The organism is Exiguobacterium sp. ZWU0009, from assembly GCF_000798935.2.
Taxonomy (GTDB): Bacteria; Bacillota; Bacilli; order Exiguobacteriales; family Exiguobacteriaceae; genus Exiguobacterium_A; species Exiguobacterium_A acetylicum.
In genome coordinates, this window is sequence record NZ_CP018057.1 from 3,180,283 (window position 1) to 3,203,314 (window position 23,032).

The following is a 23,032-nucleotide window of genomic DNA, read 5'->3' on the forward strand; positions in this document are numbered from 1 at the left end:
TCTCCGGGAATGTTTCATAAGGTGAACGATATGACTTAGGAGGGATTTAGCAATGGGTAGACTCGAGCAAAAAGTAGCTGTCATTACCGGCTCGGCAACAGGGATTGGACAAGCGACCGCCCTTGTCTTCGCAGAACAGGGAGCAACGGTCATCTGTGCCGATGTCTCACTTGAAAAAGCACAACAAACAGTAGAACAGATTACACAACACGGTGGAAAAGCGGAAGCCGTCCATGTTGACGTCTCAGACGTCGAGAGTGTCGAGCAACTTGCGAAGCACATCAAAGAGACATACGGTACGGTCGACGTCCTCTTCAATAATGCCGGAATCGATGAACAAGGCGGGAAAGTCCATGAGTATCCCATCGATCTCTTCGATCGGATCATCGCGGTCGACTTGCGCGGTACATTCCTCGTCAGTAAATTCTTGATTCCACTCATGCTTGATAACGGTGGTTCAATCATCAATACATCATCGATGTCTGGTCGTGCAGCTGACTTGAACCGGTCCGGTTATAACGCAGCGAAAGGCGGGATTGCGAACTTCACACGCGCGATGGCAATCGATTATGCGCGTCATGGCATTCGTGTCAATTCGTTGTCGCCAGGAACAATCGAAACACCACTCATCGATACACTTGTTGGTGAAAAAGAAAAAGAGCAAGGTAAACAGTTCCGCGATGCGAACGCTTGGATCACACCACTCGGACGACTCGGTAAACCACGCGAGATGGCAACGGTCGCCCTCTTCCTTGCTTCTGACGACAGCTCATATGTCACAGGTGAGGACATCACAGCAGACGGCGGTATCATGGCTTATACATGGCCGGGAGAGATGTTAATCGATTCGAAATGGAAAGACGAAGCAGAAAAAAGTGAATGAGGAAGGTACGGTGTAACCCTCTGGTTGCACCGTTTTCTTTTATCTCAAGACGTTCAGCCCCGTAAATTATTTTACGAATTCGTTTACCTCCCTGAAGTATTTTTATCAGGGTACAGGATAGGTAAAGGGGGAAATACTTATGCAAACAGCAATTACTTACTTACAACGGTGTCTTCAAATTCCAAGCGTCAACCCAATGGACGGAGAAGAAGTCGTCGCACGTTATGTGTACGATGTACTGGTTGATCATCAGATCTCGACAGAATGGATTGAAGTCTCACCAAAACGAATCTGTCTCGTCGCGATCGTTCCTGCGAGCGAGGAATTTTCACGTCCTGCTGTACTCGGATTATCTGGTCATCTCGATACGGTTCCTGTCCAAGGAGACGGCTGGACGAAAGATCCATACGGTGGTGAAATCGAAGACGGACGCATTTATGGTCGTGGGGCTTCAGATATGAAATCAGGTGTCATGGCGATGGTGCAAGCGCTCATTCAATACAAGGAACGTCAAAACCGTCCGAACACCGTCAAACTTCTGATTACATCCGATGAAGAGAATGGAATGACAGGAGCTCGTCATTTGACCGAACAAGGGTATGCGGATGATTTAGATGCTCTACTAATCACAGAACCGACGAGTGGGATGATCGGTTATGCACAAAAAGGTGTCGTCGGGATCGAAGTGACATGCCGCGGGAAAAGTGCACACAGTTCTGCCCCGCAACTGGGACGTAATGCGATTGATGACATGTATCGTGTCATTCAGGAAGTGAAATCGGAACGCTTCTCGATCACGACGAATCATCACTCGGCACTCGGTCCGGTCGTAGCGTCAATCACATCGATTTCAGGAGGCGAGGGACCAAACGTCGTTCCGAGTCAGGCTTCGTTTTATATGGATATCCGGACGATTCCTGGATTCGGTCGAGCGGACGTACTTGCTGCCTTTACGGATATTGAGCGTCGACTTGTTGCAGAAGATCCCGACTTTGACATGAGCGTGACCGTCATTAAGGATATTCCTTCTTGTGAAACCGATGAACAAGCACCTTTCTTACAACATGTCGCAGATACGATGGAACAGGTCAGCGGCGTGACACCACGAAAAATCGCCATCCCAGGTGGAACGGATGGTGCGATGTTCAGCCAAGCGAAAAAAGCATTTCCGATTGCGATTGCTTCTTTCCATGATTTTCGTCTCGCGCATCAAGTCGATGAGTCGATTCCGTTATCCGAGTATGAACAAACGATTGCGTTTTGCTTCAACTTGATCAACACACCATTACATCAATCACTTCCATCGCTTTAAATAAAAAAGGAACGACTTTCGGGTGCAATACCTAAAGTCGTTCCTTTTACTTTTACTGTGTTTAGTTTAGTACACACCAAGCTGTGCCAACGCCTCACTTAAATAACTTTGATCACTACGAAACTCTTGACTTGTTCGTCCGTCAGACCAACTGATGAAAACACGACCAAGCCGGTCATATCGTAAACGGAGACGAATCACGCCCTGCTCGAATACGACTTCACCGTGTAACGACTCATGGACGCGAGCAAAGGCACGGATGAACAGATCATATTCGTCAAATGAAACTGAAATGTTGCGTTCACTATCTTGTTCCTTCATCTGAATCGTTAGTTCTTCTTGTGTTGGATAGACGTGTAAGATGTCCCATGATACACTGCCTTCTTCTCCTCGAAACACGATGCGATGCTTCATTCGATTTCCACCTCTGAGCCACAGGATATTTACTAGCACTTCTCGAAAGTAAAAGTAACTGGTATCGTCTTAATCCGAAAGGAGTCTGCTTATGTCTGATACGCCAAAGACAGGTCCTATCGAACAGTCCGTTGATGTCTTTCTGGCACAAGTCGAACCGCCACTACGTCAAGCAGATGGTATCACATTACGTCAGTTCTTCGAAGATGTCACGAAATACGAAGCCGTCCTTTGGGGTTCATCCTTGATTGGTTTTGGTTCCTACCATTATCGCTATGCCTCTGGTCGCGAGGGCGACAGCTTTTATGTCGGCTTTTCTCCGCGCAAGACGAATCTCGTCCTTTATCTCGCGCTTGGTGAAGACGAAATCTCAGAACGACTACTTGCCCGTCTCGGTACGTATCGACGCGGTAAATCCTGCCTCTACGTAAAACGACTGACTGACATCGATTTAGACGTACTTCGGGAAATGATCGAGCACTCGATCCGCACGTTAAGAGACAGGTACCCTTCTTGATTTCAATCAAAAACAGCCGAAGCAGATTCGCTTCGGCTGTTTTTTTAAAATTAATGTCCGCCTTCCGTCCGATCGATATGGCGAATGTGTTTGAGATTGACCCCGATGATGATGACGGATAAGAGGACAAAGCCACTTCCGACATAAAACGGTAGGTTTGCGTTGAAGATTTCAGCCAATTTACCGGCCATGAATGGCGCGATGGCTGCCCCGAGAAAACGTAGGAAACTGTATGCCGCAGATGCTGTCGAACGTTCGACAGGTGCTGCGTCCATGACAGCTGTCGTGATGAGCGTGTTGTTATTCCCAAGCACGGCTCCCGCTAAGATGACACAGACGATGACGACGGCTGGCGTTTCCGTGAAGATCCCCATTAAAAGAAGCAAGATTGCGAATGTAATCAACATCATGACCATTGCTTTGATCGTTCCGAACCATTGTTTCAGTTTCGGAGCCGTTAAGACCGACGTGATCGCAAGCAACATTCCCCAACCGAGGAAGACGAAGCCGAGTCCTTGCGCTGGTAGTTTCATGACGAATGGTGCATAGGCCATGATTGTAAAGAACCCAACGTTATAAAGTGCCGCAACGATTCCGAGTGTCAATAGCGAACGATGCTTCATCGCTTGGAACGGTGCTTTTAATGATAACTTCTGTTTCAGTGCAGCAGATGCTGCTGGTTTTGGCATCAAGAAGAGCAAGACGAGGAATGCGATGACCATGATCGTCGCAACACCCATGAATGGAGCGCGCCATGTGATTGAACCGAGCGTTCCGCCTAAAAGTGGTCCAATCGAAATCCCAAGACCAACGGCTGCTTCATACAAAATGATCGCTTTTGCTGTTCCGCCTGATGATAGCGAAACGATCGCAGCGAGTGCTGTTGCGACGAACAAAGCGTTCCCAAGTCCCCATCCCCCGCGTAACGCGACGAGCGTCCAAATGCTGTCTGCTTGCGAAGCAAAACCAGCAACGATTGCGATGACGGCAATCCCGAGCATCAATGTTCCTTTTTGACCAATCCGTGATGAGATCGCGCCTGTAATTAACATCGCGAATGCCATGACGGCGTTATAACTTGTAAATAAGAGCGTTACTTCACTTTTTGACGCTTCTAAATTCTCGGCAATCGTCGGTAAGACAGGATTGACGAGCCCCATTCCCATGAATGCTGTAATACTGGCGAAAAAGACTGCCCAGACAGCAACCGGTTGATGGAATAATCCATGTTTGCTTTCTGCTAATACCGTTTCCGGCTCAAGCGTCGTTGTTTTTTCAGCAAGTGCCATAGTGTCCCTTCTTTCTATTGAATGTGTTACATGAACTGTTTAAACGAATGGCGAATGACGTCGCCTCGACTAATGATCCCAACAAGACGTCCTGCTTGAAGGATTGGAAGCTTTTTAATCCGTTTTGCGCCAAGTGTCGCCGCAATCTCTTCCATTTCGGTGTCAGCGTCCGCTGTTACGACTTTCCGGCGTGCCAGTTCCATGACAGGTCGGTTCAAGATATGACGAATCCGGTCTTCATAATCTTCTTCGTCTCCTTTAATGACATCTACATATAAGAATGTATCGACGATGATGTCCTTGTGTTTTCCGATCGCGCGCATGATATCTCCGTCACTGATATATCCGACGACTTCTTGCTCAGCATTGATGACAGGGACGCCGCTAATACCAGACTGAATGAATCGTTCGATGACCGTCCGAATCAGATCTGTATCGTTTACCGTGATGACTTCTTGTTTCATCGACTCATTAGCTTTCATCTGAATTCTCCTTTGTCGTTCGTTTCTCATATAAAAAAGTTGTATGATACAATTAAAAGAACAAAAATGATTGTATAATACAACTACAACTCTGTCAAGCCTCCTGCTTTTCGGATTGACAGCTTATCCACATTGGGTAATCATGAGGGACAGAGAGACTTTTTTGAAAGGGGAGATACCCGATGTCTCAACAAGCACTCGAAACCATTGAATTGGAGTTAGCGATCCTGATCCGGCGCTTGACGACAGCGACGGCAGACAATCGTAATTTGGATCGTGCTTCCTACCTGTTACTGCGACAATTAGCGGATTCCGGCAAGGTCGGTGTTAAAACACTTGCCCGTGAACTTCAGCTTGATGTCTCGACCGTCAGTCGCCAAGCTGCGGCACTCGATCAGAAGCAACTTGTTGAAAAAGTAAAAGATCCGACAGATGGACGTGCCTTCTTCTATCACATCACAGATAAAGGACAAGAAGAGCTCACGATTTACCGGACAGCGCGCCTCGCGAGCATCGAACGTCTCCTGATGGACTGGCCATCGGATGATGCCAAAGATTTTGGACGCCTGCTCCAACAATTTAATCGTGCCTTGCGCGAACGATAACGGAATCACACCATTAAAAAAACGGATGCGAAATCAATCGATTTCGCGTCCGTTTTTTCGTCATTATTCATGATGTATGAGCAACCTGATAAACCGAACGAATTTGTGCGATGTGTTCAGGTGACGTTCGGCAACAACCACCGATCAATCGTGCCCCTGCCTCATACCATGTCTTCGCGACGGTTTGGAACGACGTACACTGATTCGTACCCGACCATGTTTTTGCGACCGGATCATAGACCTCACCAGAGTTCGGATAGACGATGATTGGCACGTCCGTCAACGCCTTGACGTGACGGATAAAGTCAGTCGCGTAAGATGCCGGAAAACAATTTGCACCGATTGCTGCCAGTTGCGGGTGTTGTCCAACCGTCTCAATACACGTCGCAAGTGCCGTTCCTTCACTGATATGTGTCGCATCTTGAAGCGAGAACGTCAGCCAAGCAGACACTTCTGGGTACGCTTCAAGTATCCGGAACAACACGACCGCTTCCTCGAGCGACGGAATCGTCTCGAATGCCAGCAGATCCGCTCCTGCTTCAATCAACGCTTCGATACGTGGTCTGTGAAAGGCTTCTAGCACATCTGCTGACACCCCGTAATGACCGCGATACTCAGAGCCATCTGCTAAGTAGGCACCATAAGGACCCACTGATCCCGCGATTAATGCGTCACTCTTTCCGCTACGCGAGCGTGCATTTTGCGCCAAGGTGACTGTTTTTCGAATCAGCGCCTGTGCTTCCTCTGTCTTAATATGACGTTGCTTGAATCCTTCAATACTTGCTTGATAGCTTGAAGTGATGGCAACATCGGCACCTACTTCAAAGTAGTCACGATGGACGTGTTCGATCTGTTCCGGTGCTTCGATTAAGAGACGTGCTGACCAAAGCGGGTCGTTCAGGTCGAATCCCTTCTGTTCAAGTTCGGTTGCAAGGGCACCATCTAAAATGAGAAAGGGAACTTCCTGTAATCGTTGATCAACTGGATTTTTGATTCGGGACATCTTCAACACTCCGTTTCTGAGAAGAATTCGTGAACGCATGAACGACATAACAGATCACGATGAATGGAATACCACAGTACAAGGCAATGCGTTGGGTCGGATCAAATCCGATACCAATCAGGGAAATCAAACAAACGACGAAAGCAACGATCGGGACGAATGGAAAGAGTGGTGTGCGATAGACCAATTCGTCGACCGTATGCCCTTCACGGAGGAATTGTTTCCGGAAGCGATACTGGGCAACGCTGATACTCATCCAAACGACGACGACAGCGAGACCGGAAATCGAGACGAGCGCAATATAGACACTTCCTGCTGCATAGATGCTAGACAGCAAGGCAAGTCCTCCGCCAAGCATGCTGAACAATACGGCTCGTAGTGGCACCCCATTTGGCGTCACCTGGGCGAAGAAGCGTGGAATCATGCGTTCGTTCGCAAGCGACCAGAGCATCCGAGAGGCGGCGTAAAGTCCAGAGTTCGCTGCCGACAAGATCGCTGTCAAAATGACAAAGTTCATCACGTCTGCTGCGTAAGGAATTCCGATTCGTTCAAACACGGCGACGAACGGACTTTCGAGTACGCCTTTCCCTTCCGTTGGCAACAAGACGGCTAACACGATGATCGTACCGACGAAAAAGAGAACCAGTCGTAAAATCGTCGTCCGGATCGCAAGCGGAATCGTCCGTTTCGGATCGACTGCTTCACCTGCTGCTACACCGATCAGTTCCGTTCCCGAGTAAGCAAAGTTCACGGCAAGCATCGTCATGAAGATGACGAAAGCGCCATTTGGGAACAACCCGCCTTCGGTTAACGAAGAAAAGAATGGAGCCGGACTACCATCTTGCAGTGGAATGAAGTCGACGATGGCTCCCGCACCAAGTAAAATGAAAGCAATGATCGTCACGACCTTAATCGCTGAAAACCAAAACTCGACTTCAGCGAACACGCGGACCTTCAAGACGTTGATACCAAGGATCATCGCAGCGAATAAGGCGCTGAACACCCACACCGGAATCAACGGGAACCAACGTTGCATCAAAATACCTGCTGCCGTGAATTCTGAACCAAGGGCGACCGTCCACGTCAGCCAGTAGAGCCAGGCGACTGTGTAACCGGTACCGGGTCCGATGTAATTCGTTGCGTATTTATGAAATGAACCGGTTTCCGGCATGTGCACGGCGAGTTCACCGAGACTTAACATAACTAAGTAGACGACGACTGCCCCAATCAAATACGACAAAATCGTCCCGACCCGTCCTGCTTGTTCTAACGTATAACCTGTACTTAAAAACAATCCTGTTCCAATGACACCACCTAACGACAGCATAATCAGATGACGTGATTCCATCTTGCGTCGAAAAGCCCCACTCGTTTTCATGAATTCGTTTCCTCCTCATTCCACCTATTTCAAACAAAAAACGCATCCTCACGGATGCGTCGGTCGACAATTCGGAAATCTTATCGATCGGGTGCAGCACCCGCAGGAATTAGCACAGTATCTTTCGACCTGTTGCTGAGGTTTCATAGGGCCAGTCCCTCCACCTCTCTGGATAAGTATGTAATTGTTCCTAACCCTATCAAGTCTTTTTCGAATTGTCAACACAATTCAGAATACTTCTACCCAAAAAACATTCCGCATCGTATCGTTCCGGAATGTTTGGATGTCTTATTTTTTGGCGAATAAATCCGCTGTTTTCAAGGCTGCACGAACCGCTTTCCGGTTCAATGTCCCTTGCTGATGTTTCATTTTCTTCGTTTGGGCAGCCAGTTGCGCTTTGAGCGCCGCAATCTCTTGATCCTTTTGAGCCGTTCCTGTTTGTTTCTGCAATGCTTTGATTTTCTTATCTTTTTCAGCTAATTGTGCTTTCGTCTGTTTTTGCGCATCCGCAATCTTCTTCTCTTGTTCCGGGAAGAACCGTTCGAAACGGGCTACTGCTTCTTCAAGACTTACGCCAGAAATCGGCTGGACTGGTGGGAGCAACTCAGTTTGCGCCATTTGACGGTCAAACGGTACATTCTCAGGATAGTTCGTCTCTTGATAGATATGCTCAAGATCATTCACGTTCAAGAAGTCAACGAAGTTGTCGAAGTTACGCGCTTGAACACGTGCTGGACTTTGGAAGTCAGCGTTGGCTACGATGTCGGATAATTGTGTATCCGCTTTGATGTCGTTCGCCCAAATGTGCGTCAATTGATGGTAATCCGTCAATTCGCGCATCCGTGCATCTTTTGGAATGAGGATACTCGGCGTACCCGCAAGCGTCGCTGTGATGTTTCCGTGCAAGCGCGCACCAAAACTAAGGTCTGCTTGTCCGATGAAATCGAACCATGTCTGTGCGTTCAAGAAGAAACGGACCCGATCATTCATATAAGCAGGATCCGACATCTTCACCGGATAGTTCGTCACTGAAAGATCTGCGATCGGGTGCGTTCCTGTGTACGTTAACTTCAGTTCCTTCATCCACTGGGGAATGAAGTAATGATTCGGGTATTCTTCCATTCCGCGTGTAATGAAATCAAGGACGTTTTGTGGAGCCAAACGTGACGAGTTGACCGTAATCATCGACTCAGGTGTGATGTTCGTTTCACGGATGTGCAAGTCGCGACCAAACGCGTACATCGAAGGACATCCAATGACACGATGATCGATCCCTTCGCGGAAACCAAGACGTGTTAAGTATTTCGATGTGATCTCTCCGCGAAGACCAAGCATGCTTGAGCGCTCGAGAACGGCACTGACGAATGCTTTAACATCTTCATCGAATGGGAATCCACCATCTAAGTCTGGTTCAAACGGTGCACGTAATCCTACACCGATGACGACGACTGGAATCTTTAATTTTTTGATGAGACGTGTATATTTCCGTAACGTCGGTACGAATTCTTTTCGGAATGCGTCCGCTAACGGAATGACATAAAGATCAAAGTTGGCATTGATTTCGTCTGCCCGTTCTTCGTCGTAATAGTAATAGTCAGGTGTAATCGTCGTACCTTCTGTCATCAACGTCCGAAAGATACTGTATTGATAGATAAGATTTCCAACGTTTCCTCCAATGGAATTATGTTTCATCAAATAAGGAGCATCGAACTGTTCGAATGGTGTCATACCTGCACGAATAATAATACGTTTCATAATGGATAAACTTCCCCTCTCGTCTGCTTCATTCGTCCTCGCAAGAAAAAAAATACGGGAAAATATATTATCAGTTTTTTTCAATCTCATTAAGAATAGATGAATTTTATTTCGGAAGTCAACGATTCCTAAGGGAAACAGGTCTTTCGTCATCAAAACGAAACATTTGCATTACTCCATAATTTTTCTAAAATAGAAAAATGTAACTATTTAATCGTTTTGAGATACATGCGCAGATTCGCTTCGACTAATTTCAAGGCATTCATCTGATCAGTCGTAGAAGGCTTCAATAACGCACTGAAAAAATGTTCCACTTCGACGGGCTGACCCTTTTCCATGTCCCGTAACATCGACGATTTCATCGTGTTTTCCATTCCATGCATCTGTTTCAACAGCACCGCTTCTACATCGTCATTAAAGACTGCGCCTTGTTCTTCCATCGCCTGTTTCGCTTCCTTCATGACGTCTAGGATCATTTGACGCCCGACAGCTTCTTGCCGAATCGGACCAATAGCTGAGCGAAATAGCGTCGTCACGCCGGCGAATGTCGAAATGAAGAGATACTTTTGCCACATGTCATCCATGATATGCATCGAGTACGTCATTGGTGCCTTCGCTTTCGCAAAACACGCTGCGATCTCCTCTAGACGCGCTGTTGGTTTACCGGTTCGTGAACCAAACAACAGCCGATGGGACGGGCTTGTCTGTAAAATGCGCCCTTCTGCATCAAGCGTCGACTCAATGAAGCAAAGACCTCCTAGTACTCGATCTTCTCCAAAGACTTCTGTTAACCGTCGTATGTGTTGCATGCCGTTCAACAAAGGAATGATGTACGTCTCGCTCGAAACGAATGGCGCAAGGTCCTGTAGGACGTCATCTAAGTGATAGGCTTTCGTCGAAAGCAAGATGACATCAAATGCACGATCCGGTCGCATGTCTCGTGTTATCAACTGAGGTGTAATCGCGATATCACCATGAGGACTAGTGATGTGTAGTCCTGTTTTTTGTAGTTGTTCATATCGATTCGGACGGACAAGGAAGGTCACCTGTTCTCCTTGCTCAGCAAGACGACCTCCGAAATAGCCTCCAACTGCCCCTGCACCTACAACTAACATGTTCATATGTACTACCTCCTCCTTACCCGTTCTGTACGTTGCTTACTCCTTCACCCTAACATATTTGGAACCGTTTTCCTGATTTCTGCGTGGATTGATTTGTTTTAAGTTAAGCGTTTGCATTTTAGAAAAAAACGTATATACTAACTTGTATACAAGTATACTCACTTTAGAAATCAGGTGATTCCATGTCAGAACTGTTATACCCCTTGAAGTGGTTAGCAAAAGCTTCCGCTGGAGATCGTGTCGCACACGAGTTACGGATGCGCATCATTTCAGGAAAGATTGAAAGCGGTACCATTTTATCTGAAAACAAACTAGCCTCTGATTTTTCAGTCAGTCGCTCGCCCGTCCGTGATGCGTTAAAGGTCCTTGCATCCGAACAATTAATTCGTCTCGAACGAATGGGAGCGGTCGTCGTCGGTTTGTCCGAGCGCGACATTCAAGAAATCTATGATGTTCGGCTACTCATCGAAACGTTCGTCTTCGAACGACTCGTTAAGATCGAACGGGCTGAACTCGTCCGGGAACTCAGTAAAATTCTCGAAATGATGAAGGTAGCCATCAAATATAAGGATGCTGATGAATTCTCCTTCCAGGACGTACTATTTCATGAAACGATCATCCGCTCGATTGATCATGGATATGTCAGCATGATTTGGCAAAATCTCAAACCGGTCATGGAAAGTTTCATCCTCCTATCGATGCGGGTACGATTCGAGGAAGACATCGAAGACTTCGAACGCATCCTCGCGAACCACGCCTTGTACATCGAAGCGATCGAGACAGGGGATCGTGAACGGATGGTTGCTTCCTTGCATCAGAACTTTGATGACGTCCAGGAAGTCGAAGATCTCTGGAAAACGCAACAAATGATGTCGAAAGGAGTCGATTCACATGACTGAATATATGTTAGGCGTCGATATCGGAACGACGAGTACGAAAGCGGTCTTATTTACGACAAAAGGAGAGGTCATCGGACAAACGAACGTCGGTTACCCACTCCATACACCAAACCGCTCGACGGCGGAGCAGGATCCGGAAGAAATTTTCGATGCCGTACTCGAATCGATCCGCTTGATCACAAAACGTCATCCGAGCATGCCACCGAAGTTCGTTGCGTTCAGCAGTGCCATGCACAGTTTGATCGCAATGGACGCACAGCATCAACCATTGACTGCCTGCATCACGTGGGCAGACAGTCGGAGTGAAGCATGGTCGAACAAGATCAAGGAACAATATGGTCTATCGATCTATCACCGGACCGGGACACCGATCCACCCGATGTCACCGCTCAGCAAAATCAGTTGGCTCGTCGAAGATCGTCCGGAGCTCCACGCTCAAACGAAAAAATATGTCGGGATCAAGGAGTTCGTGTTCCAAAGACTGTTCGGCAGATATGTCATTGACCACTCTCTTGCTTCAGCAACCGGTCTCTTCAATATTCATGAATTAGGCTGGGATACGGGCGCGTTACACGTTGCTGGCATCGATGCGAGCTACTTATCAGAGCCGGTACCGACGACGACGTCATGTACTGGACTGAATGCCGATTACGCACGACAAATGGGACTTTCCATCGATACGCCGTTCCTAGTCGGTGCCAGTGATGGTGTCCTTTCTAACTTAGGTGTTAACGCGATTCGTAAAGGGGAAATTGCGATCACGATCGGGACAAGCGGCGCCATCCGAACGATTATTGATCGTCCACAGACCGATGAAAAAGGACGAACGTTCTGTTACGCCCTGACCGAGGACCACTGGGTCATCGGTGGTCCTGTCAACAATGGCGGAATGGTCTTACGGTGGATCCGAGATGAACTCGCTTCAGCAGAAGTCGAGACAGCAAAACGCCTCGGCATCGATCCGTACGCTGTCCTGACGAAGATTGCCGAACGCGTCCGTCCAGGATCCGACGGGCTATTGTTCCATCCTTACTTGTCCGGCGAACGAGCACCACTGTGGAATCCGGATGTCAGCGGTTCGTTCTTCGGTCTGACTCTCTCACACAAAAAAGAGCATATGATCCGGGCAGCACTAGAGGGTGTCATCTACAATCTGTATACCGTCTTCCTCGCCCTCGTCGAGTGCATGGATGGTCCCGTGACACGGATTCAGGCAACAGGTGGCTTTGCCCGGTCTGAAGTCTGGCGCCAAATGATGGCGGACATCTTCGAGTCGGAAGTCGTCATTCCGGAAAGTTTCGAAAGTTCATGTCTCGGTGCTTGTATTCTCGGACTGTATGCGACTGGGGAAGTCGATTCGTTCGAAGTCGTCTCCGAGATGATCGGGGAAACACATCGCCATGTACCAAATGAAGAAGCGATGCATGAATACCGTCAGCTCTTACCAATTTTCATTAGTCTGGCCCGGACATTGTCCGAGGATCACAAACGAATCGCTACGTATCAACGGAGTTTGATTCAAGAAGAAAACTAACATAATCTTTTGGGGGAAGTCATCATGCCATTAGTCATCGTAGGAATTGGGATCGTTGCGTTGCTCGTTCTCATCATGGGGTTGAAATTAAATACGTTTGTCTCACTCATCATCGTTTCCTTTGGCGTTGCATTACTGCTCGGCATGCCGCTCGATCAGATCGTCAAGACGATTGAAGCCGGTATCGGCGGAACGCTTGGTCACCTCGCACTAATCTTTGGTCTTGGTGCGATGCTTGGAAAGCTGATCGCTGACGCCGGGGGGGCGCAGCGAATCGCGATGACGCTTGTCGCCCGATTCGGGGAAAAGAACATCCAATGGGCGGTCGTCGTCGCTTCATTCATCATCGGGATCGCACTCTTCTTCGAAGTCGGACTCGTTCTGTTGATTCCAATCGTCTTTGCGATTTCACGTCAGCTCCGCGTCTCGATCCTATATCTCGGGATCCCGATGGTCGCAGCGCTGTCCGTCACGCACGGATTCTTACCGCCACACCCGGGTCCGACTGTCATCGCCGGGGAGTATAAAGCAAATATCGGGGAAGTCTTACTGTATGGTTTCATCGTTGCTGTTCCGACGGTCATCATCGCCGGTCCTATCTTTACAAAAATCGCCAAACGACTCGTTCCTGAATCGTTTACACGGACAGGAAACATCGCGTCACTCGGGGAACAAAAAGAATTTGATTTAGACGAGACACCAGGCTTCGGCATCAGTGTCTTCACGGCGATGCTACCGGTTCTTTTGATGTCGGTCGCAACAATCTTCACGCTTTTACAAGAAACACTCGGCTGGGGTGAAAACAGCGTCATCTCGGCAATCGAGTTCATCGGGAACGCCTCGACGGCGATGTTGATTTCATTACTCGTCGCGGTCTACACGATGGGGATCGCGCGTCAGATTCCGATGCAAACGGTCATGGAGTCTTGTACGACGGCGATCGCCCAAATCGGGATGATGCTATTGATCATCGGCGGTGGCGGTGCCTTCAAGCAAGTCTTGATCGACGGCGGTGTTGGGAAATACGTCGCACAATTATTTGAGGGATCAGCGTTATCTCCGATTCTACTCGCTTGGTTGATCGCTGCGATTCTCCGGATCTCACTTGGTTCCGCGACAGTCGCTGCCCTATCAACGGCAGGTCTCGTCATTCCGTTACTAGAGCAATCCGACGTCAACTTAGCGCTCGTCGTTCTCGCGACTGGTGCAGGTAGTCTGATCGCTTCACACGTCAATGATGCGGGCTTCTGGATGTTTAAAGAGTATTTCGGATTATCATTAAAAGAAACGTTTGCGACATGGACTGTGCTTGAGACGATCATTTCCGTTTGTGGACTTGGGTTCGTTCTTCTCCTCAGCCTCGTCGTCTAAAAAAAGGAGTCGTTCTACTTATGCAACATTCTATCGGAGTCATCGGTCTTGGTGTCATGGGCCGCAACTTAGCACTGAACATGGCGAGTCATCAAGAAGAAGTCGCCATCTATAACTACACACGTGATCTAACAGACGATCTCGTCGCACACGATGAAGGACTACCCCTTCATCCGTATTACGACATTGAAGCATTCGTTCAATCACTCGCTCGCCCACGTAAGATCTTCATGATGGTCACGGCTGGTAGCGCGATTGATTCAGTTATCGAATCGTTACTTCCGCATCTCGAAACAGGCGATATCATCATGGATGGTGGGAACTCTCACTTCCTCGATACAGAGCGTCGTTTCGACGAGTTACAACGCCACGGGATTGAATACATCGGTGTCGGTGTATCGGGTGGTGAAGTCGGTGCGCGGACCGGTCCTGCGATCATGCCGGGTGGATCGAAAGAAGCCTACGACCATGTCGCACCGATCTTGACGAAGATCGCCGCCCATGTCGAAGGAGATCCATGTTGTGTCTATATCGGTCCGAAGGGCGCTGGTCACTTCGTTAAAATGGTCCACAACGGGATTGAGTATGCTGACATGCAACTGATCGCGGAAGCATATAGCTTCCTCCGTTTCCGTCTCGGACTCGACGTCACGGAAGTTGCGGACATATTCGCCGAGTGGAATGCAGGCGAACTGAAGAGTTATCTGATTGAAATCACAGCGGACATCCTCCGGAAAACGGATGACGAGACAGGTCAACCGTTGATTGATGTCATTCTCGATCAGGCCGGTCAAAAAGGAACCGGAAAATGGACGAGCCTGCAAGCCATTGATAATGGCATCGCCTCTTCGATTATCACGGAAGCCTTGTTCGCACGTTACCTCTCGGCTGTTAAAGAAGAACGCGTCGCAGCGTCTGCTGTCCTAAAGGGACCAGAAGACCTGTCAACGCTTGAGCGAGACGCTTGGGTCGAACGGATTCGTCAAGCGCTTTATATGGGGAAAGTTGCCGCATACGCGCAAGGCTTCACCCAGTACCGAATGTCGTCTGAGTTGTATGACTGGAACTTACGCCTTGAGGAGATCGCCTTGATCTTCCGTGGTGGATGTATCATCCGGGCCGACTTCTTGAACGTCATCAGTGAAGCGTTCAAAAATGATGCGAACCTCTCGAACTTGATGCTCGCCCCGTTCTTCGCTGAGAAAGTACAAGCGTATCAAGAATCGTTACGTCACGTCGTTGCTGAGGGTGCTTTGTCTGGTTTCGCTCTACCGTGTCTCTCGACGTCGTTGACGTATTACGATAGCTACCGGACAGCGAATTCGAATGCCAACATGTTGCAAGCACAACGCGATTATTTCGGTGCTCATACGTATGCACGGACAGACCGCGAAGGGATCTTCCACACGGACTGGCAATAAAGAATACAGCTCCCGACTCCTGTTTCATTTAGGAGTCGGGATTTCTTTTTTTGTTCACACAATCTTTCCTGAAATAAGAAATTGCCGATTATACCTTGACAAAAGTGTTGGTCTATATGAAATTAGTATTAGATTAGAATTATTCTAGTGTGATAAATACAGATTCCTTGTATGCACTAGAACAGATTCTAAATATAGAACCCTTGAGGAGGATTTTTATCATGTCTTTAATCGGAAGTGAAGTAAAACCATTCAGCGCATCAGCATTCCACAACGGAGAATTCGTTGACCTAACGGATGCCAACCTTCGCGGTAAATGGAGTGTCGTATGTTTCTACCCTGCAGACTTTACATTCGTTTGCCCGACAGAACTCGAAGATCTTCAAAACCAATACGCAACACTCAAAGCGCTTGACGTTGAAGTTTACTCTGTTTCAACAGATACGCATTTCACACATAAAGCATGGCACGAAACATCAGAAACAATCGGTAAAATCGAGTACGTTATGATCGGTGACCCATCACACGTCATCTCACGTAACTTCGAAGTCTTGAACGAACAAGATGGTCTTGCTGACCGCGGTACGTTCATCATCGATCCAGACGGCGTCATCCAAACAGTTGAGATCAACGCAGGCGGTATCGGTCGCGATGCAAGCACGCTCGTCAACAAAATCAAAGCGGCACAATATGTACGTAACAATCCAGGCGAAGTCTGCCCAGCGAAATGGGAAGAAGGCTCTGCAACACTCACACCAAGCCTTGACCTCGTCGGAAAAATTTAAGGAGCGGATTCGCGATGGCTTTAGCACCAGACATTAAAGCACAACTCGCGCAATACCTCGAGCTTCTCGAAGGCGATCTCGTCCTAGCGGTTAGCGCTGGGACAGACGCCGTCTCGCTTGAGATGAGCGCACTCGTCGAAGAGATCGCAAGCATGACACCACGCATCTCCGTCGAGCAGGCAAGTCTTCCCCGGACACCAAGTTTCACAGTCAACCGTGTCGGTGAAACAAGTGGCATCACGTTCGCGGGAATTCCACTCGGTCATGAGTTCACGTCCCTCGTTCTCGCACTGCTCCAAGTCAGCGGTCGAGCACCGAAGGTCGACGCGGACGTCATCAAGCAGATTCAAGGCATTCAAGAAACGTACCACTTCGAGTCGTACATCAGCTTGAGCTGCCACAACTGCCCGGATGTCGTACAAGCGTTGAACGTCATGAGCGTCCTCAACCCGAACATCAGTCACACGATGATTGATGGCGCGGCATTTAAGGAAGAAGTCGAACAAAAAGAGATCATGGCTGTTCCGACGGTCTTCGTCAACGGCGAAGCGTTCGGTAACGGACGGATGTCACTTGAAGAAATCTTGGCGAAGCTTGGCACAGGTGCCGATGCTGCTGATTTCGCTGATAAAGATCCATACGACGTTCTCGTCGTCGGTGGTGGTCCAGCTGGATCGAGTGCTGCCATCTATGCAGCTCGTAAAGGCATCCGGACAGGAATCGTCGCAGAGCGCTTCGGTGGACAAGTCATGGATACGATGAGCATCGAAAACTTCATCAGCATGAAGTACACGGAAGGACCAAAACTCGTCGCAAGTCTTGAAGAGCACGTCAAGGAGTATGGCATTGATGTCATGAACCTGCAGCGGGCAACTCGTCTTGAGAAGAAGGACCTCCTCGAGCTCGAGCTTGAGAACGGTGCTGTCTTGAAGACGAAGAGTTTGATCCTTTCGACAGGTGCACGCTGGCGTAACGTCGGCGTCCCAGGCGAACTCGAATTCAAGAACAAAGGTGTCGCCTACTGCCCACACTGTGATGGTCCATTGTTCGAAGGAAAACGTGTCGCAGTCATCGGTGGTGGAAACTCAGGGATCGAAGCAGCTATCGATCTCGCAGGAATCGTCAAGCATGTCACGGTCCTTGAATTCGCACCGGAACTAAAAGCAGACGCTGTTCTTCAAGAACGCCTCGCTTCACTTCCGAACGTCACGGTCGTCGTCAACGCACAGACGAAGGAAATCACAGGAACGGACAAAGTGAACGGTATCACGTACATCGAGCGCGAAACGAACGTCGAACGTCACGTCGAGCTCGAAGGTGTCTTCGTCCAGATCGGTCTCGTACCAAACACGGACTGGCTCGGTGAAACGGTGAGCCGTAACAAGTTCGGTGAAGTCCAAGTCGATCGCCACGGCGCAACGAACGTACCAGGCGTTTTCGCAGCAGGAGACTGCACGGATAGCGCGTATAAACAGATCATCATCTCGATGGGATCTGGTGCAACAGCTGCACTCGGTGCTTTCGATCACTTGATCCGAAATTAAATGAAAAGAGCGGAACTCAGACGAGTTTCGCTCTTTTTCTATTTCAATAGTAGATTTCACCAACGGATGAACAATGAAATTCTTTTGTGATGTGGTGCTTTGTTAAGATGCCTTGCTTCGCGTATGTACCACTGACTGTTACGACCATCGTTTGTCCTGCATCAATTCGGGTACCATCGAATCCTTTCTGTGTCCAAATGCCATCATTGATGGCTTGAGATGTCATCGAAAAGACATCAGAGAACCATTGTCGCTCACTTCGCTCCAAAAGTTCGGTTTCGAAATTCCCTGTGATCCGAACTTCTTTTCCACCTTGTGTTCGTTCAAGTGCTCGTTGACCATCTCCATAAATACTTAATTGAACACGCAACGGTTTTAACCGTTTGATTGTCCGTTCCTGAAAACGTTCCGGTGAAACCCAATCCTCATCTGCGAATTGATTTGCTGCAAGCAATGTGACGTCCGCATTTTCATGTGTCCGATTCAGTTCTCGCACGATTTTTTCATATGCTGCGTAATAGCGTTGATGTTGTGTCGTCTGATCCTTTGCCTCCGATGTGACTGGTGATAATGAAGCAAGTATGAGAACGGCTGTCGCGATCTGATATTTCATTGATTTCCCCTTCCTTTCGCTGTTCATTGTACGAAAAAAATGAGGAATAGATTCGAAAACGACAACCGTTTTAGAGATTTTTTCATTCAATACGATATCAATAGATTGTACGCTTCTAGAATTAAGAACAAATGAGGATTGTTCAGTCAATCTGACCCCTATAAATAATTCAAAGTTGACACTTTTGACTAGTCCAGTCATCTGATAGATTGAAGATATCTTAAAATCTATCATAAAGAAGGTTAGCCACATGCAAAAAGCAGCACCGTATTCTAGCACTCGTACCCGCCAGCTCGTCATCACTGCGATGTCGATCGCACTTGTTCTTGTCGCAACAATGTTCATCAATATCAAATTACCCATCGCTCCAAACGGTGGTCTCATTCATATGGGAACAGCGATGCTCTTTCTCATCGCAATTTTATTCGGTCCACGGACAGCATTGATTGCCGGTGCTGTTGGGATGGGGTTATTCGATCTTTTATTGGGCTATACAATTTGGGCACCTGGTACGATCATCGCACGTGGACTTCAAGGATTAATCGTTGGTTACATCGCGTGGTCGGGTGGTCGTAACGGAACGAATGTCACGTTCAACTTGATCGGGATGATCGCTTCCGCTCCTGTCATGCTGCTCGTCTACTTCGTGCATGAAGGGATTATGTTCAGCAACTGGGTCGCACCATTAGGTTCAATTACAGGAAACATTATTCAAAACGTCCTCGGAATCCTTGTCGCGATTCCAGTCGGGATCGCACTGAAGAAAACTCGCTTCTTCCGTAACTTCCGCTAAATCAAAAAAACCGTCCGGCTCCTCGTAGAGCCGGACGGTTTTCGTTTAGCGAATCGGTTGACCTTGTTCAAGCTCAAGCGTTTTAGCTGTTTCGGCATGGATCTGTTCGAACAGTTCCGGATGTTCAACAAGTGAGATCCCGTAAGACGGAATCATCTCCTTGATTTTTGCTTCCCACGCCGGTAATTCGGACAGGAAACATTTTCCGAGTACTTCAAGCATGACCGGAACCGCTGTTGAGGCACCTGGAGATGCTCCAAGTAAAGCAGCGACAGATCCGTCGGCTGCACTGACGACCTCTGTCCCGAACTGGAGTGTCCCTTTTCCTTGCGGTGTATCCTTGATGACTTGAACACGTTGACCAGCGACGACGACATCCCAGTCTTCCGTCTTCGCATTCGGGATGAACTCCCGTAATTCGTTCATCCGTTGTTCCGTCGACAAGAGAACTTGTTCGATCAGATACTTCGTTAATCCCATCTCTTTTGCTCCCGCAGCAAGCATCGTCAAGACGTTATTCGGTTTGACGGACGCGATCAAATCAAGATTCGATCCTGTCTTAAGGAACTTCGGTGAAAAGCCAGCGAATGGTCCGAAGAGGAGCGATTTCTTTCCATCGATGTACCGTGTATCCAAGTGCGGTACTGACATCGGCGGTGCTCCGACTTTCGCTTTTCCGTAGACTTTCGCATGGTGTTGTTCAATGATCTCAGGATTTTTACAAACGAGGAACAAGCCGCTGACCGGAAAACCACCAATTTGCTTCGATTCTTCGATGCCTGTTTTTTGCAGCAACGGTAGACTACCGCCGCCACCCCCGATGAAGACGAACTGCGCCGTATGATGCTCGATCCGGTGATCGCGCTCATTCTTCACTTTGACTTCCCAACCACCGTCAACACGCTTCAAATCCTCGACACCGTGCTGGTAGTTGATTGTAACATCGTGCTGTGCGAGATATTCAAACAGGATTCGTGTCAACGCACCAAAGTTGACGTCCGTTCCTGAATCGATTTTTGTCGCAGCGATCGGCTCTGGTGACGTCCGACCGTTCATGATGAGTGGAATCCACTCGGCTAATTTCGCTGGATCCTCTGAATATTCCATTCCCGCAAACAACGGATTCGCTGATAGCGCTTCCAATCGTTTTTTCAGAAATTCGACGTTTTCTGTTCCTTCAACCATGCTCATATGTGGAATCGGCATGATGAATTCTTTCGGATTCGGCAAGACACCTTCCTTGACGAGATGCGACCAGAATTGACGTGACAGTTGGAACTGTTCATTTACTTTGACCGCTTTACTGATATCGATCGAACCATCGGCGTTTTCCGTCGTATAGTTTAGTTCGCATAGTGCGGCGTGACCTGTTCCTGCATTGTTCCACTCATTCGAGCTCTCTTCCCCGGCACTCGCGAGTTTCTCGAATACCTTGATGTTCATCTCAGGCGCGAGTTCTTTTAACAAGACCCCTAACGTCGCGCTCATGACTCCGGCACCAATTAAAATAACGTCTGTTTTTTTAGGCATACTGCTCATGATATCCTTCCTATCCCCGTTGATATTATGGACTACCTGTCATGAAAAACTTCCCCCTCATGACGACAACTTACCTTTCCATTATAACCCTATCATAGCTTGCACAGAAAGGAACTTCTTTTACATTCAGAAATGTGTAAAAGCGATGATTCAGGTAAGTTGATTTTCGTCAGCCGGCACACAATCAGGCATGACTTTGACGAAAAACGGTAATCATATAACGAAAGTAAAAGGAGGAACGCTCATGGCGACACGCTGGATATTCGGCAATCAATTGAATCACGATCTCCCCTTATTGCAGGAAGCAAACAAACAAAACGACGTCATCCTGATGGTCGAAGCGACTTCGCGCTCCAAGTGGAAGACGTACCATAAACAAAAGCTCGTCCTCGTCTTCTCAGCGATGCGACATTTTGCGGAAGAACTGCGCGAAAAAGGCTTCACCGTCGATTACCGGGAAGCCGATTCGTTTGATCAGGCATTCAAGGCACACCAGAAAGATCATGATCCGGATCATGTATTCTATACGGCAATCACGGACGAACCGATGCGCAAGGCGATGCAGAAATGGCAGGACGCTTTACCGAAGAAGATCACGGTCGAAGTCTGTTCCGACGTACCATTGTTTTTAATGACACAAGAAGAAGCGGTCGAAGCAATCGGCGACAAGCCATACAAGATGGATCGGTTTTATCGCAAACTGCGTAAGGAACGAAACGTTCTCATGAACGGCTCCAAACCGATTGGTGGAAAGTGGTCGTTTGACGCCGAGAACCGAAAACCAGCGAAGTCCGGTATAACGTTTCCGGATCCTGTTCAGTTTCGTCCCGATCGCATCACAAAGGACGTCATCGACAAGGTCGAGCGTGATTTTTCCAATCATCCGGGAGCACTTGATTCCTTCCATTGGCCGGTCACGCGCAAGGAAGCGACGCGGGCTCTCCATCGTTTCATCGAAGAACGACTCGAGACGTTCGGAACGTATCAAGACGCCATGCTGACCGGTGAAGATACGCTATCGCATTCGCTCTTGTCAGCAGCAATCAATCTTGGTCTATTGACACCGGAAGAGGTCATTCGTCAAGTCGAGGCAGCCCTCGAAGATCAAGATGCTCCGCTCAATGCGGTCGAAGGTTTTATTCGACAAATCCTCGGCTGGCGCGAGTACATGCGTGCCGTCTACCTAGCCGAGATGCCAGACTATGCTTCCGTCAATGCGCTACGTCATGAAGCGAATTTACCGGACTTTTTCTGGACCGGGAAGACGAACATGAACTGTGTCGCTGAATCGTTATGTCCCGTCGTCGAGCATGCCCATAATCACCATATCCAGCGCTTGATGGTGCTCGGAAACTTCGCTAATCTGTTTGCGATCTCGCCGCAACAGACGGCAGATTGGTTCAACGAGATGTACATCGATGCCTATGACTGGGTCGTCTTACCGAACGTCCTCGGGATGGCGCTTCATGCCGACGGAGGAACATTATCGACTAAACCGTACATCGCTTCGGCGAATTACATCCATAAGATGAGTGATTATTGCAAGGGATGTCCTTTTCATCAAAAGGACATGCTCGGAGAGGATGCCTGTCCGTTTAACGCCTTGTACTGGGACTTCATCGACCGGCACGAAAAACGCTTCGCTTATAATCAGCGGATGTCGATGATGTATCGGCAATGGGGAAAACGCGATGCGGACAGCAAACGTGATATTCGAAAGAAAGCGAAAGCACTTCGGAAACAACTACAGGATGGCGCTTTCGATACACCATGA

21 protein-coding genes and 1 riboswitch are annotated in these 23,032 nt (G+C 48.3%); of the genes, 12 read left to right on the forward strand and 9 right to left on the reverse strand.

All coding sequences use genetic code 11. The features are described from left to right. Positions 1 to 52: 52 nt before the first annotated feature. Positions 53 to 883: an SDR family oxidoreductase gene (locus L985_RS16430; protein WP_029342982.1), complete on the forward strand. Its 831-nt coding sequence runs from the start codon at positions 53 to 55 to the stop codon at positions 881 to 883. Between the two features lie 139 nt (positions 884 to 1,022). Beyond that, entirely contained in the window at positions 1,023 to 2,195 is a 1,173-nt protein-coding gene (locus L985_RS16435) for a M20 family metallopeptidase (RefSeq protein ID WP_052169464.1), read from the forward strand. 66 nt (positions 2,196 to 2,261) lie between these two features. Here L985_RS16435 and L985_RS16440 read toward each other — a convergent pair whose 3' ends face one another. After that, positions 2,262 to 2,609, reverse strand: coding sequence for a WapI family immunity protein (locus tag L985_RS16440; RefSeq protein WP_047394116.1), 348 nt, complete (start codon positions 2,607 to 2,609; stop codon positions 2,262 to 2,264). Between the two features lie 91 nt (positions 2,610 to 2,700). Between L985_RS16440 and L985_RS16445 the strand changes: the two genes are divergently transcribed. Further along, positions 2,701 to 3,126, forward strand: coding sequence for a DUF1801 domain-containing protein (locus L985_RS16445; RefSeq protein ID WP_047394110.1), 426 nt, complete (start codon positions 2,701 to 2,703; stop codon positions 3,124 to 3,126). 50 nt (positions 3,127 to 3,176) lie between these two features. Here the strand turns inward: L985_RS16445 and L985_RS16450 are convergent, their stop codons facing one another. Beyond that, positions 3,177 to 4,415 carry an MFS transporter gene (locus tag L985_RS16450; RefSeq protein WP_047394105.1) on the reverse strand — a complete coding sequence of 413 codons (1,239 nt, stop codon included), beginning with the start codon at positions 4,413 to 4,415 and terminating at the stop codon, positions 3,177 to 3,179. 26 nt (positions 4,416 to 4,441) lie between these two features. Then, entirely contained in the window at positions 4,442 to 4,897 is a 456-nt protein-coding gene (locus L985_RS16455) for a CBS domain-containing protein (protein ID WP_047394102.1), read from the reverse strand. Between the two features lie 182 nt (positions 4,898 to 5,079). On the opposite strand from L985_RS16455, the gene L985_RS16460 reads away from it, so the two are divergent. After that, positions 5,080 to 5,502: a MarR family winged helix-turn-helix transcriptional regulator gene (locus tag L985_RS16460; RefSeq protein WP_047394099.1), complete on the forward strand. Its 423-nt coding sequence runs from the start codon at positions 5,080 to 5,082 to the stop codon at positions 5,500 to 5,502. Between the two features lie 67 nt (positions 5,503 to 5,569). On the opposite strand, the gene mmuM is transcribed toward L985_RS16460, so the two are convergent. The 4 genes from mmuM to L985_RS16480 all read right to left on the reverse strand — a co-directional run bounded on the left by mmuM (position 5,570) and on the right by L985_RS16480 (position 10,759). Next, complete coding sequence (gene mmuM, locus L985_RS16465; protein ID WP_047394094.1) at positions 5,570 to 6,505, reverse strand: homocysteine S-methyltransferase; 936 nt, start codon at positions 6,503 to 6,505, stop codon at positions 5,570 to 5,572. After that, entirely contained in the window at positions 6,480 to 7,883 is a 1,404-nt protein-coding gene (locus tag L985_RS16470; protein WP_047394090.1) for an amino acid permease, read from the reverse strand. The genes mmuM and L985_RS16470 overlap by 26 nt, the downstream gene beginning before the upstream one ends. A gap of 77 nt (positions 7,884 to 7,960) precedes the next feature. After that, positions 7,961 to 8,062: riboswitch (SAM riboswitch) on the reverse strand. 109 nt (positions 8,063 to 8,171) lie between these two features. Then, on the reverse strand, positions 8,172 to 9,638 hold the full coding sequence (locus L985_RS16475; protein WP_029342991.1) for a polysaccharide pyruvyl transferase family protein: 1,467 nt from the start codon (positions 9,636 to 9,638) through the stop codon (positions 8,172 to 8,174). Between the two features lie 206 nt (positions 9,639 to 9,844). Next, the gene (locus L985_RS16480) at positions 9,845 to 10,759 is read right to left on the reverse strand and encodes a ketopantoate reductase family protein (RefSeq protein ID WP_029342992.1); all 915 of its coding nucleotides are present in this window, start codon (positions 10,757 to 10,759) and stop codon (positions 9,845 to 9,847) included. Between the two features lie 182 nt (positions 10,760 to 10,941). On the opposite strand from L985_RS16480, the gene L985_RS16485 reads away from it, so the two are divergent. The 6 genes from L985_RS16485 to ahpF all read left to right on the forward strand — a co-directional run bounded on the left by L985_RS16485 (position 10,942) and on the right by ahpF (position 18,313). Then, a complete protein-coding gene (locus L985_RS16485; RefSeq protein ID WP_023469811.1) occupies positions 10,942 to 11,658 on the forward strand; it encodes a GntR family transcriptional regulator in 717 nt (238 codons plus the stop codon). Continuing rightward, positions 11,651 to 13,192 (forward strand): gluconokinase, encoded by a 1,542-nt coding sequence (gene gntK, locus L985_RS16490; RefSeq protein ID WP_047394083.1) that lies wholly within the window; start codon positions 11,651 to 11,653, stop codon positions 13,190 to 13,192. The genes L985_RS16485 and gntK overlap by 8 nt, the downstream gene beginning before the upstream one ends. Before the next feature lie 24 nt (positions 13,193 to 13,216). Beyond that, a complete protein-coding gene (locus tag L985_RS16495; RefSeq protein WP_029342995.1) occupies positions 13,217 to 14,563 on the forward strand; it encodes a GntP family permease in 1,347 nt (448 codons plus the stop codon). Between the two features lie 20 nt (positions 14,564 to 14,583). Continuing rightward, on the forward strand, positions 14,584 to 15,984 hold the full coding sequence (gene gnd, locus L985_RS16500) for a decarboxylating NADP(+)-dependent phosphogluconate dehydrogenase (RefSeq protein WP_029342996.1): 1,401 nt from the start codon (positions 14,584 to 14,586) through the stop codon (positions 15,982 to 15,984). 221 nt (positions 15,985 to 16,205) lie between these two features. Beyond that, a complete protein-coding gene (gene ahpC, locus L985_RS16505) occupies positions 16,206 to 16,769 on the forward strand; it encodes an alkyl hydroperoxide reductase subunit C (RefSeq protein ID WP_012371860.1) in 564 nt (187 codons plus the stop codon). Positions 16,770 to 16,783: 14 nt separating this feature from the next. Next, positions 16,784 to 18,313 (forward strand): alkyl hydroperoxide reductase subunit F, encoded by a 1,530-nt coding sequence (gene ahpF / locus L985_RS16510; protein WP_047394074.1) that lies wholly within the window; start codon positions 16,784 to 16,786, stop codon positions 18,311 to 18,313. Positions 18,314 to 18,356: 43 nt separating this feature from the next. On the opposite strand, the gene L985_RS16515 is transcribed toward ahpF, so the two are convergent. Then, a complete protein-coding gene (locus tag L985_RS16515) occupies positions 18,357 to 18,926 on the reverse strand; it encodes a hypothetical protein (RefSeq protein WP_047394071.1) in 570 nt (189 codons plus the stop codon). 250 nt (positions 18,927 to 19,176) lie between these two features. On the opposite strand from L985_RS16515, the gene L985_RS16520 reads away from it, so the two are divergent. Then, positions 19,177 to 19,719 carry an ECF transporter S component gene (locus L985_RS16520; RefSeq protein WP_047394067.1) on the forward strand — a complete coding sequence of 181 codons (543 nt, stop codon included), beginning with the start codon at positions 19,177 to 19,179 and terminating at the stop codon, positions 19,717 to 19,719. Between the two features lie 45 nt (positions 19,720 to 19,764). Here L985_RS16520 and L985_RS16525 read toward each other — a convergent pair whose 3' ends face one another. Continuing rightward, positions 19,765 to 21,258 (reverse strand): malate:quinone oxidoreductase, encoded by a 1,494-nt coding sequence (locus L985_RS16525; protein ID WP_047394061.1) that lies wholly within the window; start codon positions 21,256 to 21,258, stop codon positions 19,765 to 19,767. A 244-nt stretch (positions 21,259 to 21,502) separates the two neighbouring features. On the opposite strand from L985_RS16525, the gene L985_RS16530 reads away from it, so the two are divergent. Continuing rightward, positions 21,503 to 23,032 carry a cryptochrome/photolyase family protein gene (locus L985_RS16530; RefSeq protein WP_047394059.1) on the forward strand — a complete coding sequence of 510 codons (1,530 nt, stop codon included), beginning with the start codon at positions 21,503 to 21,505 and terminating at the stop codon, positions 23,030 to 23,032.